Here is a 15136-nt window from a genome sequence, read left to right on the forward strand (position 1 = left end):
TGAACCTCATCTCTTTACGGCCGAAAAGACGAGAAATTGCCGCTGAAAAAGCAGGAAGCGGTCTCTTACCGGGTCGTTAACGGCCCTTTGCAAGGTCGGGAGCGGTCAGCTGCCAAGCTGTTTGCCGCTAAAAGGAAGCCCGAAAGCAACCCTTTAGGCACCAAAAAGCCGACATTCTAATGAGAAAACTCATCATCGGATAATTAAACAATTGGTTATCAGGTTGTTAGAGAATAGAAAATTCAAAGCCGTTTTGCCGTCAGACCACCATCTCGTGGATTCCGAGGCCTGTTTTGGGAGCCTTTATTTTAACAATTCCCGGATTTTAGTTGCAAATTCGCAAGCAAATTCCGCAGAGTGCCTTCTCGTTTTCCCGCTCCTGTTTTGCACTTTTCAGGATAATTCGTACCTTTGCTCCCAATATCATAAAAAATACGACATGCAACGAATCCTTACGCAGCTTGCTTTGGCGTTGGCATGCACGGGTGCCGGTGCCCAGAATCCCAAGTTGTTCCAACTGGGCAAGGCGCCTGTAAAAGAGATAGTGGCCGCCATGACGCTTGAGCAGAAAGCGCGGCTGCTCGTGGGCAGCAACGACGACCGAAAGTTTGCCTTCATGGCCACCAGTGCAGGGGCTACGGCCCGGCTGCCGCAGTTCGGCATCGCCGTCACCATCCTTAACGACGGGGCCACGGGACTGCACATCGACTCTGTCAGGCAGGGTAGCGACAAGAAATATTTCGCCACCGGATTCCCCATCTCCACCCTGATGGCCTCCAGCTGGAACACCGACATGATGTCGAAAGTGGCCCATGCCATCGCTGAAGAGATGGTTGCCTACGGCACGGATGTGATTCTGGCACCGAGCCTCAACATCCAACGCAACCCGCTCTGCGGCCGCAACTTCGAATATTATTCAGAAGACCCACTGCTATCGGGTAAGATGGCGGCGGCATATGTAAACGGAATTCAGAGCCTGGGCGTAGGAGCCACCATCAAACACTTTGCTTGCAACAATCAGCAGACCATGCGCATGTTCAACGACAGCCGTGTCTCACAGCGTGCCTTGCGCGAAATCTACCTGCGCAACTTCGAGATCGCCGTCAGGGAAAGCCAGCCCTGGGCGGTGATGTCATCGTATAACCAACTGAACGGAACGCCCGCCCAGTATTCCGCCACCTTGCTCACGCAGGTGCTCAGAGACGAGTGGAAGTTCGGCGGAATTGTCATGACCGACTGGGGGGAGCCCCGCGAGACCGCGAGACAAATTCATGCCGGCAACGACCTCCTCATGGGCGGCAACCCGAAGCAGGTGCAGGATATCATCGATGGGGTAAGGCGTGGCGCGCTCACCATCGAGGATGTAGACCGCAGCGTAGGCCGCGTGCTCAACTATATCCTGAAGACGAGGTCGCAAAAGGGGCTGAAAGGAAATGCCACCCCCGACCTGAAAGCCCACGCACGGCTGGCCAAAGAGGCTGCCATCGAGGGCATGGTGCTACTGAAGAACGAAGATACTGCGCTCCCGCTGCAGCCTCGGGACACCATCGCCCTCTTCGGTATCGGCAACTACAACTATTTTGCCAACGGCTTAGGGTCGGCCGAAGTCAACAAGGCTTACACCGTCAACCTTCCTCAAGGCCTGAAGAAGCTGGGCGTAGCCACGCAGCCCACGGTCGATAAGTTCTATGCCGAATACCTCAAAGCCTGCAATGTGCAGCTCGACGAGATCAACAAGAAAACCTGGAAGAACTGGTTTTTCGGTTTCAAGAAGCCTACGGAGCCCTACATGGAACCTGACTTCATCGATCATCGAGCCAAAGACTGCACGAAAGCCGTCATCACCCTGTCGAGAAACGGCGGCGAAGGAGAAGACCGCGACTACAAAAAGGGCGACTACCTGCTCACCGACAGGGAACAGGAACTCATCGAGAGCGTGAGCCGGAGCTTCCACAGGCAGGGCAAACAGGTCATCGTGGTGCTCAACACCGGCGGTGCCATCGATGTGGCAAGCTGGAAAGACAAGGTAGACGCCATACTCCTGGCCTGGCAGCCGGGACAGGAAGGTGGCAACGCCATTGCCGAAGTGCTCACCGGAAAGGTCTCTCCGTCAGGTAAACTGACAATGACCCTCGCCAACGACTACTTCGACCTTCCCTCAGCCAAGAACTTCCCGCTGCACTATGTATTCTCCTGGGACGAACTGCTCCGCCCCTGCAAGAAGGTGCTTGAGACGAAAAACCTCGGATACACCGATTACGACGAGGACATCTGGGTGGGCTACCGCTACTTCAACACCCAGCACAAAGCCGTGGCATATCCCTTCGGATACGGACTCTCCTACACCACTTTCGAGTATTCCGACGCACGGGTGAAAAGGTCGGGAAGCCTGATTACCGTAACCGTGAAAGTCAAGAACACCGGCGAGATGGCAGGAAAAGAGGCCGTGCAACTCTATGCGACGGCGCCCGAAGGTAGGATCTCAAAACCGCTCAGGGAACTCAAGGCCTTCGCAAAGACCCGTCAACTACGACCCGGAGAGAGTCAGCAGGTGAGCATGACACTTCACCTCCGCGACCTTGCGTCTTACAACGAGAGCCTTGCAAGTTGGGTGGCCGACGCCGGCAACTACACACTTTCCGTAGGGGCATCCGTAGAAGACATCCGCTGCAGGGCCAGCCTGAAATTGGGAAGGCCATTCAGAGAGAAAGCCCCTGCCCGAATCGGTTCTCCGTTTCATGGTGGCACTTAGAAGAAAGTAGGGGCATCCTGCCGATATTTGAATTATTTTTCGTACCTTTGCAGCCGATTTTAAAAATAGATAAGGTACAAAAGATGATTACACTTAGCAATCTCGCTATCCAGTTTGGCAAGCGGGTTCTTTACAAGGATGTAAATATAAAGTTCACTCCGGGCAACATCTATGGTGTCATCGGGGCCAATGGCGCAGGCAAGTCGACCCTGCTGCGCGCCATCAGCGGCGACCTCGAGCCCAACAAGGGAACCGTGGAGCTGGGACCGGGAGAACGCCTCTCCGTGCTGGAACAGGACCACTTCAAATACGACGAATACCTCGTGATGGACACCGTCCTCATGGGCCATGAGCCCCTTTGGAAAAACATGAAGGAGCGCGAACGCCTCTATGCGAAGCCCGAGATGACGGAGGACGACGGCAACAGAGCCGCCGAACTGGAACTGAAGTTCTCCGAGATGAACGGCTGGGAGGCTGAGTCGGATGCCGCACAGCTCCTGCAGCACCTCGGCATCAAGGAAAACCTGCACCAGAAGACGATGGCAGAGCTTTCCAACAACGAGAAAGTGCGCGTCATGCTGGCAAAGGCTCTCTTCGGAAAACCCGAGAACCTGCTGCTCGACGAGCCCACCAATGACCTCGACTTGGACACCGTGGAGTGGCTTGAAGACTATCTATCGGAAATCGACGAGCGGCAGACGGTGCTCGTGGTGAGCCACGACCGCCACTTCCTCGACTCCGTTTCCACGCAGACCATAGACATCGACTTCGGCAAGGTTACCGTGTTCTCCGGAAACTACAGTTTCTGGTATGAGAGCTCACAACTGGCTCTCCGTCAGGCTCAGAACCAGAAGATGAAGGCCGAGGAGAAGCGTAAACAGCTGGAAGAGTTTATCCGCCGCTTTTCTGCCAATGTGGCAAAGAGCCGCCAGACCACATCGAGAAAGAAGATGCTGGAAAAGCTGAATGTAGAGGAAATACGCCCGTCCAGCCGCAAATATCCGGGTATCATCTTCCAGATGGAGCGCGAACCGGGCAACCAGATTCTCGAAGTAGAGGGACTGAAGGCCGTGGAGCCGGACGGAACGGTGCTCTTCGACAATGTGAACTTCGTCATCGAGAAGGGACAGAAGACCGTGTTCCTCTCGCATAACCCCAAGGCCATGACCGCACTCTTCGAAATCATCAACGGCAACCGGCAGCCCGACGCAGGCACTTTCAATTGGGGCGTAACCATCACCACGGCCTATCTGCCGCTCGACAACACGGAGTTTTTCAAGAGCGACATGAACCTCGTGGACTGGCTCTCGCAGTATGGCAAGGGCAACGAAGTGCAGATGAAGGCCTATCTCGGCCGCATGCTCTTCTCCGGTGAGGATGTGCTGAAGAAAGTGAATGTGCTCTCCGGAGGCGAGAGAATGCGCTGCATGATTGCCAAGATGCAGCTCAACAATGCCAACTGCCTGATTCTCGACACGCCTACCAACCACCTCGACCTGGAATCCATACAAGCTTTCAACAACAACCTGATAAGCTTCAAGGGCAACATTCTCTTTGCCTCGCATGACCACGAGTTCATCAAGACCGTGGCCGACCGCATCATCGAGCTGACTCCGGCAGGCACCTTAGACAAGCTGATGAGCTACGACGACTATATCCACGACGAAAACATCAAGACGCAGAAGGCCGGAATGTATGGCGAAGCATAGCCTTCGTTTGGCACGGTTTTTGCTTAAAGGCAGGTAAGAAAACGAATCGACATGACGAAAAAGGAACAGAAGATAGACATCGAAGACCGCAACGCTCCGAAGGGAGAGGAGCAGGAAGAGATAAAGGACACAGTGGAAAACGAGACGCAGGCTCCCGCCGACAACGAAGAAACACCTGCTGACAAAAAGGCAGGAGAACCGGAAACGGAAGAGGGACTCCTTGCCAAGGCACAGGAAGAAAACGCCAGACTGAAAGATCAGTTGCTCCGCACGGCGGCAGAATTCGAGAATTACAAGAAGCGCACGCTGAAAGAGAAGACGGAACTCATCCTGAACGGTGGCGAAAAGACCATCACCGCCATCCTGCCCGTGCTCGACGATATGGAGCGGGCCGTGGCAAATGCCGACAAGGCAGAAAGCATCGAGGCTGTGGAAGAAGGCTGGGAACTCATTTTCAAGAAACTCCTGAAGACTCTCGAAAGCATGGGAGTAAAGAAAATGGATACCCAGGGCAAAGACTTCGATGTAGACTATCATGAAGCCATTGCCATGGTTCCCGGCATGGGCGACGACAAGAAAGGGAAGGTGGTCGACTGTGTGCAGACAGGATACATGCTCAACGACAAGGTAATCAGGCACGCTAAAGTAGCAGTAGGACAATAATGGCGAAGAGAGATTACTATGAGGTGCTGGGCATCGGCAAAGGTGCCTCGGAAGAAGAGATCAAGAAGGCGTATCGGAAGATAGCCATCAAATACCACCCCGACCGCAACCCCGGCAACAAGCAAGCGGAGGAAAAATTCAAGGAGGCCGCAGAGGCCTATGAGGTTCTGCACGACCCGCAGAAACGACAGCAGTATGACCAGTTCGGATTCGACGCTCCCGGAGGTTTCGGAAGCAGCGGGTTCGGCGGCCAAGGCTTTGACATGGACGACATCTTCTCCATGTTCGGTGATATTTTCGGCGGTCATTCGGGCTTCGGAGGGTTCGGCGGATTCAGCGGAAGCGGCCGTGGCCAGCATGCTCAGTATCGCGGAGCCGACCTCCGGCTGAAAGTCCGACTGAGCCTTCAGGAGATCGCCACGGGTGTTACCAAAAAGTTCAAGGTGCGCAAGGATATCACCTGCTCGCACTGTCATGGCTCCGGTGCCGAGGCGGGAAGCGGCTCTGAGACCTGTCCGACATGCGGAGGGCGCGGCGTCGTCGTAAAGACCGTGCGCACCATGCTGGGCATGATGCAGACACAAACGGAGTGCCCCACCTGTCATGGTGAAGGCACCGTTATCAAAAATAAATGCCACGCATGTAACGGAACAGGTGTCGTGAAAGGAGAAGAGGTGGTTGAAATACAGATTCCGGCCGGCGTTGCCGATGGCATGGTTGTAAATGTGCCGGGTAAAGGAAATACCGGTCCGCACAACGGAATCAACGGAAACATCCAAGTCTACATAGAAGAGGAAGAGAACGACACTTTCGTGCGCGACGGTCAGGATGTCATCTATAACCTGTTGCTTGACTTCCCGACGGCAGCCTTGGGTGGTGAGGTCGAGATTCCTACCATCGAGGGAACGAAGGTCAAAATAAAGATAGAGCCTGGAACACAGCCCGGAAAAACCCTCCGACTGCGCGGCAAAGGACTTCCCGCGGTGCAAGGCTACGGATCGGGCAAGGGCGACTTGGTAGTAAACATCAGTGTCTATATACCCAAGACGCTCATCCGGGAAGAACGGGAAGCCATCGAGAAGTTTCGTGAGAGCGAGAACTTCAAGGGCGACCTCTCAACGAAGAAATCCATCTTCGACAAATTCAAGAACTATTTCAGTTAAGGATGACTTACGAGGAAACCGTACAGTACCTATACGATAGCACCCCTGTCTTCGAACATGTGGGTGCTTCTGCTTATAAGGAGGGCCTGCAGAACACGCTGGCCATGGACGAACACTTCGGTCATCCACATCGCCAATATAAGACCATCCATATTGCGGGAACCAATGGAAAAGGCTCCTGCTCGCACACCCTGGCCGCAATCCTCCAAGCAAAAGGACTGAAAGTCGGGCTGTATACCTCACCTCACCTCGTAGACTTTCGTGAGCGTATCCGCATCAACGGGGAAATGATTTCCAAGGAAGAAGTTGTCAAATTCGTCGAAACCGAGCGTCCTTTCTTCGAGCCGCTCCACCCCTCTTTCTTTGAACTGACCACCGCGTTGGCATTCAAATACTTTGCGGAACAGAAAGTGGACATAGCCGTGATAGAGGTCGGGCTCGGAGGTCGCCTGGACTGTACCAATATCATCACCCCCATCTTATCAGTCATCACAAACATCAGCCTCGATCACACGCAATTTCTCGGCAACACGCTGGCTAAGATTGCTGGAGAAAAAGCAGGGATCATCAAAAGAGACATTCCCGTAGTTATCGGAGAGGCCACCTTGGAGACCAAACCCATATTCTTGCGCAAGGCCGAAGAAATGAATGCGCCCGTCTGTTTTGCGGAAGAAGAGCAAGAGGTGATTTCCTCCAAACCAACTGCCAATGGCGGCAGAGACTATCAGACTCGAAGCTTCGGCACGCTGCATGGAGAACTTGGGGGACTTTATCAAGAGAAAAATACCAACACCATTCTCTGCGTACTGAAATATTTGAACATTAACTCTATAGAAGATATATCCGAAGGTTTTGACAAAGTATCGGAACTCACGGGGCTTATGGGGCGCTGGCAACAGCTGAAAAGCCATCCGCAAGTCATCTGCGATACGGGACACAATGTCGGCGGATGGCAGTATCTTGCCCCCCAAATCAAGGCTCAGAGGTGCAGGACACTACGCATCGTCTTCGGAATGGTAGACGACAAGGATATCGACACCGTGATGAGTCTTCTGCCGAAGGAGGCCGTCTATTATTGGACACAGTCCTCGTCAAAACGATCCATCTCGGTTGAAAAAGTCGCCGAAAAAGCAAAACGGCATGAACTAAAGGGGAAAAGCTATCCTTCCGTTATAGAAGCATACGGTAACGCTTTGGACGAATCGGGGCAGGATGACTTTATTTTTGTCGGTGGAAGCAGCTATATCGTTGCCGATTTGCTCGCTTCCATTTAATTGTTTTTAACGATAACACCAATACATTTTATTCATAGAAATTTGTAATATTCATTTTTTTTGAGTTACTTTGCATGAAAGTAGACAACTAAAAACTTTGAATATTATGAGTACTGTTGAGACAGAAAGCCTCTGTGGTCTGAAAAGAGAGGACTTTCAGACCACGATAAACGGCAAGAACACAGACCTCTACATTCTTAAGAATCAACAAGGGAACGAAGTTGCAATTACGAATTACGGCGGTGCCATCGTAGCCATTATGGTTCCCGACAAGAACGGAAACTTAGCCAATGTAATCCAAGGCCATGACAATATTCAAGATGTCATCAACAGTCCTGAACCCTATCTTTCTACTTTGATCGGGCGTTATGGCAATCGTATAGCAAAGGGTCGCTTCCAGCTACATGGAAAAGAGTATCATCTGGCCATAAACAATGGTCCTAACAGTCTGCATGGCGGCAAACAAGGCTTCAACGCAAAGGTGTGGGACGCCAATCAGGTAAGCACCCAGGCGCTCGTCCTGAAGTATGTCAGTCCCTATGGCGAAGAAGGCTTCTCCGGCGAAGTTACCGTGTGGGTGGCCTATACTTTTACTGATGACAACGAATTGGTCATTAAATATCAGGCAACAGCCAACAAGAAAACCATTCTGAACCTCACCAGCCACGGTTTCTTCTCACTGTCAGGCATTGCTAATCCGACCCCTACTATCGAGAATTTACTCTGTGAGGTCAATGCCGACTATTATCTTCCCATTGACGAAACAAGCATCCCCACTGGCGAGATTCGCTTCGTAAAGGACACTCCATTCGACTTCCGTACCCCGAAGCCAGTAGGCCAGGATATTAACGCCGACGACGAACAGATCAAAAATGGGGCAGGCTATGACCATTGCTTCGTACTTAACAAGAAGGAAGAGGGCGATCTCAGCTTCGCCGCAAAGGTAACAGAACCTATCAGCGGACGCAGCATGGAGGTCTACACCACAGAGCCTGGAGTACAGATGTATACCGACAACTGGGCCGATGGCTACAAGGGACAGAACGGGGCCACTTTCCCCCGTCGCAGCGGAATATGCTTTGAATGCCAGCACTTCCCTGACAGTCCTAACCATCCTTATTTCCCTTCCGTGGTTTTAGAACCGGGACAGACTTACAGCCAGAAGACCGTCTACAAATTCGGAACCGAAAAATAATCGTAAATAAAACATATCACTAAAATGAAAAATCAGACTAAACAAAACGCGAGCATCATTGCAATTATCACAATGATGTTCCTCTATGCGATGATCTCGTTCGTAACCAACCTTGCCGCCCCAATCGGTGTCATCTGGAAGAGCCAGTTTGCTGGCGACAGCGCCAACACCGTGGGCATGTTGGGTAATGCCATGAACTTCTTGGCTTACCTCTTCATGGGCATTCCCGCAGGTAAGCTTCTGACGAAGATCGGCTATAAGAAAACCGCCATGATCGGTATCGCCGTTGGCTTTATCGGCGTATTCACCCAGTTTTGCTCAGGGCTTTTCGATCCTGCAACAGCTAAGGTTACAGGATTCGTCGTTTATCTGCTTGGAGCTTTCATCTCCGGTTTCAGCGTATGCATCCTGAACACCGTGGTAAACCCAATGCTGAACCTTATCGGTGGAGGTGGGAACCGTGGCAACCAGCTGAACATGATCGGCGGAACACTGAACTCATTGTCTGGCACATTGACTCCTCTCTTCGTGGGTGCCCTGATCGGTACGGTTACGGCATCCACCAAAATGGTCGATGTAAACCTCGTTCTCTATATTGCCATGGCTGTGTTTGCAGCAGCATTTATCATCCTCTGTTTCATCAAGATTGAGGATCCGGAAATGGGTAAGGTTACCAAAGATACCGTATTTGAACATAGCCCCTGGTCGTTCCGCCATTTCGTTCTGGGCGTTATCGCAATCTTCGTCTATGTTGGCGTCGAGGTTGGCATCCCGGGAACCTTGATCTACTACTTAAGCGACCAAACTGATGCCGGTGCAGGCCTTACAGGTAATGCCGTCGCAATTGCAGGTTCCGTAGCAGCCACCTATTGGTTCCTCATGCTGGTAGGGCGTTTCTGCACATCGTTTATTGCCAGCAAGATTTCCAGCAAACAACTGATGACCATTGCCACTTTTGCAGGCATGCTCCTCGTGTTTGGCGCAATTCTTCTCGGCAGATCTTCAACGGTAGCCATGCCTGTATTCACCGGCGCCTCGTTCGACACCGTTACGGTACCTGTCGCCGCCTTGTTGCTCGTACTCTGCGGACTTTGCACCTCCATCATGTGGACCAGTATCTTCAACCTTGCCACGGAAGGGCTCGGGAAGTATACCGCTGCGGCATCCGGCATCTTCATGATGATGGTAGTGGGCGGAGGTCTGCTCCCACTGCTCCAGAGCTTCATTGCCGATAAGGCCACTTATATGACCTCCTACTTCGTTCCGCTGATTGCGCTGGCTTACATGTTCTTCTATGCTGTCATCGGCTGCAAGAATGTCAACAAGGATATTCCTGTTGAATAAGTATAATTTAATAAACCACATTTGACTATGGATATCGAAAGAGTAAGAAGTCGCTTCATCAAGCACTTTGACGGAAAGACAGGTAACATCTATATGGCTCCAGGCCGCATCAACCTCATCGGCGAGCATACTGACTATAACGGTGGATTCGTTTTCCCGGGAGCAGTAAACAAGGGAATCATGGCAGAAGTCCGCCCCAACGGACTTGAGACCATCATCCTCTATGCCATCGACCTGAAAGACAAGGTTGAGTTCAAGATTAATGACACCGTGGGGCCCCGTGCCTCCTGGGCACGCTATATATACGGCATCGTACAAGAAATGAAGGCACTCGGCGTTCCTGTAAAAGGATTCAACGCAGCTTTCTATGGAGATGTGCCGCTCGGAGCCGGAATGTCTTCATCTGCAGCCTTGGAAAGCTGCTTTGCCTATGCACTAAACGACCTCTTCGGCGACAACAAGGTCTCCAAGTGGGACATGGCCTTGGCAGGACAAGCTACTGAGCATAAGTATGTAGGTGTCAACTGCGGCATCATGGATCAGTTTGCATCCGTATTCGGAGAAGAAGGAAAACTCATGCGCCTCGACTGCCGCAGCCGCGAGTTTGAGTATTATCCGTTCAACCCACAGGGATACAAGCTTGTTCTCGTCAACTCCAAAGTGAAGCACGAGCTTGTAGGGTCGCCTTACAACGACCGCCGCAATTCCTGCGAGAATGTTGTCAAGGCTCTCTGTGCGCACTTCCCCACGAAGAAATTTGAAACCCTACGCGATGCCGAATGGGACGAACTCGAAGCTGTCAAGGCCGAGGTTTCCGTGGAAGACTATACTCGCGCCCATTTCGTGTTAGGCGAGAAAGATCGTGTGCTGGCTGTGTGCGATGCCCTCGAGAAAGGCGACTACGAGACCGTAGGACAGAAGATGTACGAGACTCACAAGGGGCTGAGCAAGGAATACGAGGTATCGTGTGAGGAACTCGACTTCCTGAATGAACTGGCTAAAGAGAACGGAGTAACCGGCAGTCGCATCATGGGCGGAGGCTTTGGCGGCTGCACCATCAACCTGGTAAAGGACGATCTCTACGACCGCTTCATCGCTGTCGCCAAGGAGAAGTTCAATGCCAAGTATGGGCACGAGCCAGAAGTCTACGATGTAGTGATTAGTCAGGGCGCACACAAAGTGTGCTAATGCCTTGCGATTTAAAACACAGAGGCAAATCTCGCCTAAGAGGATATTATAGGAATACTTTTACAACTCCCCGTTCTCTCTATGAAGAGAACGGGGAGTTTCTTTATCCTCCACCATTATAGATTGGGCATTATAAATCTTCAAAGTAAAAGGCCGTCAAAAAGAAGACGGGAAGCCGTTAAAAGGAAGATAGGAAGCCGTTAAAAGCTTTCCTTTTAACGGCCTTTTAGCACAACCTGTGAATACTCCGTTCCTTGAGCTTCTTCCATAGAGATAAAAAGACTCCCGCTGTTTTTTCAAAAGCAGCGGGAGTAAATATAAAGAAAACGAATTCTTACTTGAATAAGCGCACCTCATTGAGGAATATCTGGGATTCACCACTGATAGAAGAGATGAAGCGAATCCAGATGTGGCGCACATTCTGCGAACCATAGAACACGATGTTCCACTTATCGGCGGGTCCGGCGGGAGCGGTCTGGCAAGTTGCGAAGCCCAGACGGGTGAACTCTTCTTCCGCAACCTCATACATCGGCTTCTCGGATGTAGAGCCTAAAATCTCTATTTTCTTTGGGAAAAACTCGCTCAAATTCGATCCCCAAAGAAAGCCGCAGGGAGTAAACTGAATAGCGGAAAATGCCGTGGTCGACCTCAAATCTATCTTCATGAACTGGTTAGACTCGTCGGAAACGAAATATCTCGTATAGGTATCATCGCTCCCATCACTCAATTCTAATCCGATTCCACCATAACTACCAGCATTCACATCATAGTCCGAGGTATTCAGTTGCGTGAGTCCGTCAATCGTTCCGTTGACATCTACCCAGCGCACTTCCTTTGCAAGTTCCCAGAGATAGGAATTATACTTATCGCTAATCTTTACCTCGTCGGAGCTGATAATGGTGAAAGCCGCGATACCGGTCTCGCTCTCCGCGAGTGTGAGAAGCTCCTGCGATGCATCATCAAGAGCCACCTTGAAGACCTCAGTGCTTTCCAGTTCACCCTTCTTTACCGTAACGGTAGTATTCTCCAGTTTAAATGCAGCAGCGCTCAAAGCCTTATGATCCTCCGCATTGGCAGCGGGAATCCGGCCGTTGTCTATCTTGAGACTGAAAGTAAGATCCTTATCGGATACCGTGGTGAGCTGCACCTTGAAGCAGAGCGTATCTGCCGGAATTTCCAATTCGTTAGAAGAACCCTTTTGAGCATAGGTCGTAGACTTGAAGTTCTTCGGCACATAGGCTCGGTTATCGATGTAAGCCACGGGCGAAAAATCCTCTCCTACCGACGGATAGAGCGTTGCCCCCACCTCCTGCTCACTCTGGCAGGCTGCCAGCAAAAGGAATGCCGGCATTGCCATAAAAGTTGATTTGATGATATTCTTAATCATTTTTCTTGAATTCTTTTAATGTTTTACTTTCCGTCAATTCTCACATCTGGCGTCCAAACAATATCCCTATAAAGCAAAGGCTGCGGTACGAGCGCAGTATTACCATTCTTTCGGACATCGCTGAAACTATTCCCTGAACCTTCGTCCATCTTGAAATAAGCATACAATCCCTCTGAGTTCGGATCAGCCGCATACATATTGTTCGCAATCTGAGGCTGCGACAGAGCCTTGGTCCAAACACGGATCTCGCTCATCATCACATTACCCTTTAAATAAGTGAAACGCTCATCGTCAGAGTTGCCGGCATGCCAGTTATCCTTGTCAATGTTCACGGCCTTACCTGGCAGAGCTACTGTGTTGTCAAGAACTCCGTTCACATAAAGACTCAAAGATGTACCCGTACAAACTATGGCTATGTGATACCAAGTATTGATGGCAAACTTCATATTGCTGTTCATCTGGCTGCCTTGCGTCTTTATGTTCATGCGATTGCCCTCGATGGGCGCGTCGCCGAAGCGTGTGAATATCTCGCCTCCGTCGCTGCCCCATCCGCTGAAAAGCTGCTGGTTGTTCATTTCACCCACCTTGGTGCCGAGCTTATCAATGTTGACACAAAACTCGACGGTCCATTGAGTGGCGTTGAAATCCTCTTTCATGTGGAAGACAATAGGATTATTGGCACTATAGGAGGGCACGGCCTGGCGCACTACCTTGTCGAGCAGGTAGATCATGGAGCCTCCGGAGTTGAGTACGCTCTGCCTGCCGTCCTTGCTTACTAACTTCAAAGGTAAGGCGAACTTTTCGGCATTCGCTTTCTGCTCCTCCGTAAAAGGCTTTACCGTGATGTTGACTGCCTCCGACAGCGTCTGTCCAGCCTCTATATTTAGTTCCTTAGAGGTCATGGCATAACCACTGGTTGGCAACATCTTATAGGTAGTGAAGTTCTCGGTATTATATCGATCGAGAGCTTCCTGATCGAGCTGTATCTCGAATTTGGCTGCCGTCTCGGCAGGAGAAGACAGCTGCACATTGAAGCTGGTCTCGGTAACTCCCTCGTCCTCCACGATCAACTTCTGCGTCGTGTTGGCATTGGTCTTCGTCTGCGCGAAGAAAGCTTGGTTCTCAAGCACGGAGTACTCGGCGTCCTCACACGAACAGAAAGCCATAAACACAAGTCCTACGAGTGCCAGTAGTATGGATTTTCTCTTATACTGATACATATTATTTACTTTATTGATTTGTAGATTATTTATTGGTGGGGTTCATTAACTGAATGGCCATACGCAGATTAGGATAGGTATTGATGGTACCTGCAGCCTTGTATTCATATTCCATATGATAGGTTCCCATACCTCCTTTGCGATAAGTTTGTCCGTCAAATTCTGGATTGAAAAGGGCAAAAGCTGCAGAGACCCGGGCAAGCCATCTTTTCGAATCTTTCTTCCATGTCATGAATTCCTCGGGAAGCAGCCCATCATACAGATGCTGATTCTCTATTCCCTCTGCCATAATATAAGAATGATTCGTAATGTTGTTACCATTCTCATAATTACAAGTTATGATAATCTTGCGAGCCAGCTGTTCCGGAGTCAACACTTCCTTCCAGTGGTTCAGCTGTCTGTCGAAACGAGCCTGGGTGTTTGACGGTCTGGCCAAATGATAATCAGAATCATAGGCCTGCAAGATGAAATAGTCAAAGTAATCAGCATACTTGGTTGGTATGTCCTCGGGCTTTCCATCTACTACGAGCATCTTAGCAGTACCAGAATGCGGGCCAAGTTCCGTGGCAAGCGTCTCGATAAACTTGTCCATGCAACCCTCGTTTCTCCATAACTCCTCCTCCGGGGTAAAGCCTATCTGTGGCAAGCCATACTCCGCATCAATGTCGAAGCCGTCGTAGTTATACTTGCTGATGGTGTCGAGAATGGCCTTAGCATACTTCTCGGTTGCGGCAAGCTTCTCCTCTGATGTCTCACCCCAGCCCCAGAACTCATGCCGCCAGTTCTTGTCAGGGTTCTGCTCCGTCCAACCATCAGGGGCATCTGGAGTCAACTGGTCGCCGATGTCGTGCACCTGCCAACAGATGAGTACTTTAGTACCCTTTACCTTCTGTACATATTCAAGGTCTTCTTTCTGTGCCGGAGTGAGGTTCTTAAAGTTGCCCCACAGCGATACGAAGTCCACACTGTCAGGGAGCCCTGACAACGACTTCTCCAAAGAGGCATCACGTCCTGCCCAGCCACCAAACCAGCCAAAGGCTACGGGATGGTCGCTTTTCTTGTAATTGCGGAGTTGCGCATAATAGGCCTCGCTCCTGATATTCGCCGTAAGGTCGGTCGGATTCTGTATCTCCGTATCAGTCCAGTCACTACAGGAGGCCATCGCCATTACGGCTCCTGTCGCTAAAAGAATCGATTTTACTATTTTCTTCATCTTCTTAAAGGTCTTTTAATTGTTGATA

At 50.9% G+C, this 15136-nt stretch carries 11 protein-coding genes; 8 read left to right on the top strand and 3 right to left on the bottom strand.

What is annotated here, in order from left to right:
• Positions 1-439 precede the first annotated feature (439 nt).
• From C7120_RS00695 to galK, 8 genes are all read left to right on the top strand, one after another.
• Entirely contained in the window at positions 440-2752 is a 2313-nt protein-coding gene (locus tag C7120_RS00695; RefSeq protein WP_233246985.1) for a glycoside hydrolase family 3 protein, read from the top strand.
• Between the two features lie 83 nt (positions 2753-2835).
• Positions 2836-4461, top strand: coding sequence for an ABC-F family ATP-binding cassette domain-containing protein (locus C7120_RS00700; protein WP_107619937.1), 1626 nt, complete (start codon positions 2836-2838; stop codon positions 4459-4461).
• A gap of 51 nt (positions 4462-4512) precedes the next feature.
• Positions 4513-5124 (top strand): nucleotide exchange factor GrpE, encoded by a 612-nt coding sequence (locus C7120_RS00705; RefSeq protein WP_107619938.1) that lies wholly within the window; start codon positions 4513-4515, stop codon positions 5122-5124.
• Positions 5124-6287, top strand: a complete 1164-nt coding sequence (dnaJ, locus tag C7120_RS00710) for a molecular chaperone DnaJ (RefSeq protein WP_199220663.1) — start codon at positions 5124-5126, stop codon at positions 6285-6287. Before C7120_RS00705 ends, dnaJ begins: the two co-directional genes overlap by 1 nt.
• Before the next feature lie 2 nt (positions 6288-6289).
• Positions 6290-7561 (top strand): folylpolyglutamate synthase/dihydrofolate synthase family protein, encoded by a 1272-nt coding sequence (locus C7120_RS00715; protein ID WP_107619940.1) that lies wholly within the window; start codon positions 6290-6292, stop codon positions 7559-7561.
• A 106-nt stretch (positions 7562-7667) separates the two neighbouring features.
• Complete coding sequence (locus C7120_RS00720; RefSeq protein WP_369916823.1) at positions 7668-8756, top strand: aldose epimerase family protein; 1089 nt, start codon at positions 7668-7670, stop codon at positions 8754-8756.
• A gap of 24 nt (positions 8757-8780) precedes the next feature.
• Positions 8781-10100 carry an MFS transporter gene (locus C7120_RS00725; protein ID WP_107619941.1) on the top strand — a complete coding sequence of 440 codons (1320 nt, stop codon included), beginning with the start codon at positions 8781-8783 and terminating at the stop codon, positions 10098-10100.
• Between the two features lie 27 nt (positions 10101-10127).
• Positions 10128-11288, top strand: a complete 1161-nt coding sequence (galK, locus tag C7120_RS00730) for a galactokinase (protein ID WP_107619942.1) — start codon at positions 10128-10130, stop codon at positions 11286-11288.
• 334 nt (positions 11289-11622) lie between these two features.
• Here the strand turns inward: galK and C7120_RS00735 are convergent, their stop codons facing one another.
• The 3 genes from C7120_RS00735 to C7120_RS00745 are packed head-to-tail and all read right to left on the bottom strand — an operon-like array spanning position 11623 to position 15108.
• Positions 11623-12675 (bottom strand): DUF1735 domain-containing protein, encoded by a 1053-nt coding sequence (locus C7120_RS00735; RefSeq protein WP_107619943.1) that lies wholly within the window; start codon positions 12673-12675, stop codon positions 11623-11625.
• Between the two features lie 23 nt (positions 12676-12698).
• A complete protein-coding gene (locus C7120_RS00740) occupies positions 12699-13895 on the bottom strand; it encodes a DUF1735 and LamG domain-containing protein (protein ID WP_233246986.1) in 1197 nt (398 codons plus the stop codon).
• Positions 13896-13920: 25 nt separating this feature from the next.
• Complete coding sequence (locus C7120_RS00745; protein WP_107619944.1) at positions 13921-15108, bottom strand: glycoside hydrolase family 18; 1188 nt, start codon at positions 15106-15108, stop codon at positions 13921-13923.
• Positions 15109-15136 lie beyond the last annotated feature (28 nt).

Origin of the sequence: Prevotella sp. oral taxon 376 (assembly GCF_003043945.1) — a bacterium.
Lineage (GTDB): Bacteria > Bacteroidota > Bacteroidia > Bacteroidales > Bacteroidaceae > Prevotella.

Excerpts from the sequence above, each read along its gene's own strand:
- C7120_RS00705 (WP_107619938.1), top strand. The coding sequence starts at position 4,513 with ATGACGAAAAAGGAACAGAAGATAGACATCGAAGACCGCAACGCTCCG.
- C7120_RS00725 (WP_107619941.1), top strand. The coding sequence starts at position 8,781 with ATGAAAAATCAGACTAAACAAAACGCGAGCATCATTGCAATTATCACA.
- C7120_RS00700 (WP_107619937.1), top strand. The coding sequence starts at position 2,836 with ATGATTACACTTAGCAATCTCGCTATCCAGTTTGGCAAGCGGGTTCTT.
- C7120_RS00695 (WP_233246985.1), top strand. The coding sequence starts at position 440 with ATGCAACGAATCCTTACGCAGCTTGCTTTGGCGTTGGCATGCACGGGT.
- C7120_RS00735 (WP_107619943.1), bottom strand. The coding sequence starts at position 12,675 with ATGATTAAGAATATCATCAAATCAACTTTTATGGCAATGCCGGCATTC.
- dnaJ (WP_199220663.1), top strand. The coding sequence starts at position 5,124 with ATGGCGAAGAGAGATTACTATGAGGTGCTGGGCATCGGCAAAGGTGCC.
- C7120_RS00715 (WP_107619940.1), top strand. The coding sequence starts at position 6,290 with ATGACTTACGAGGAAACCGTACAGTACCTATACGATAGCACCCCTGTC.
- C7120_RS00720 (WP_369916823.1), top strand. The coding sequence starts at position 7,668 with ATGAGTACTGTTGAGACAGAAAGCCTCTGTGGTCTGAAAAGAGAGGAC.
- galK (WP_107619942.1), top strand. The coding sequence starts at position 10,128 with ATGGATATCGAAAGAGTAAGAAGTCGCTTCATCAAGCACTTTGACGGA.
- C7120_RS00740 (WP_233246986.1), bottom strand. The coding sequence starts at position 13,895 with ATGTATCAGTATAAGAGAAAATCCATACTACTGGCACTCGTAGGACTT.
- C7120_RS00745 (WP_107619944.1), bottom strand. The coding sequence starts at position 15,108 with ATGAAGAAAATAGTAAAATCGATTCTTTTAGCGACAGGAGCCGTAATG.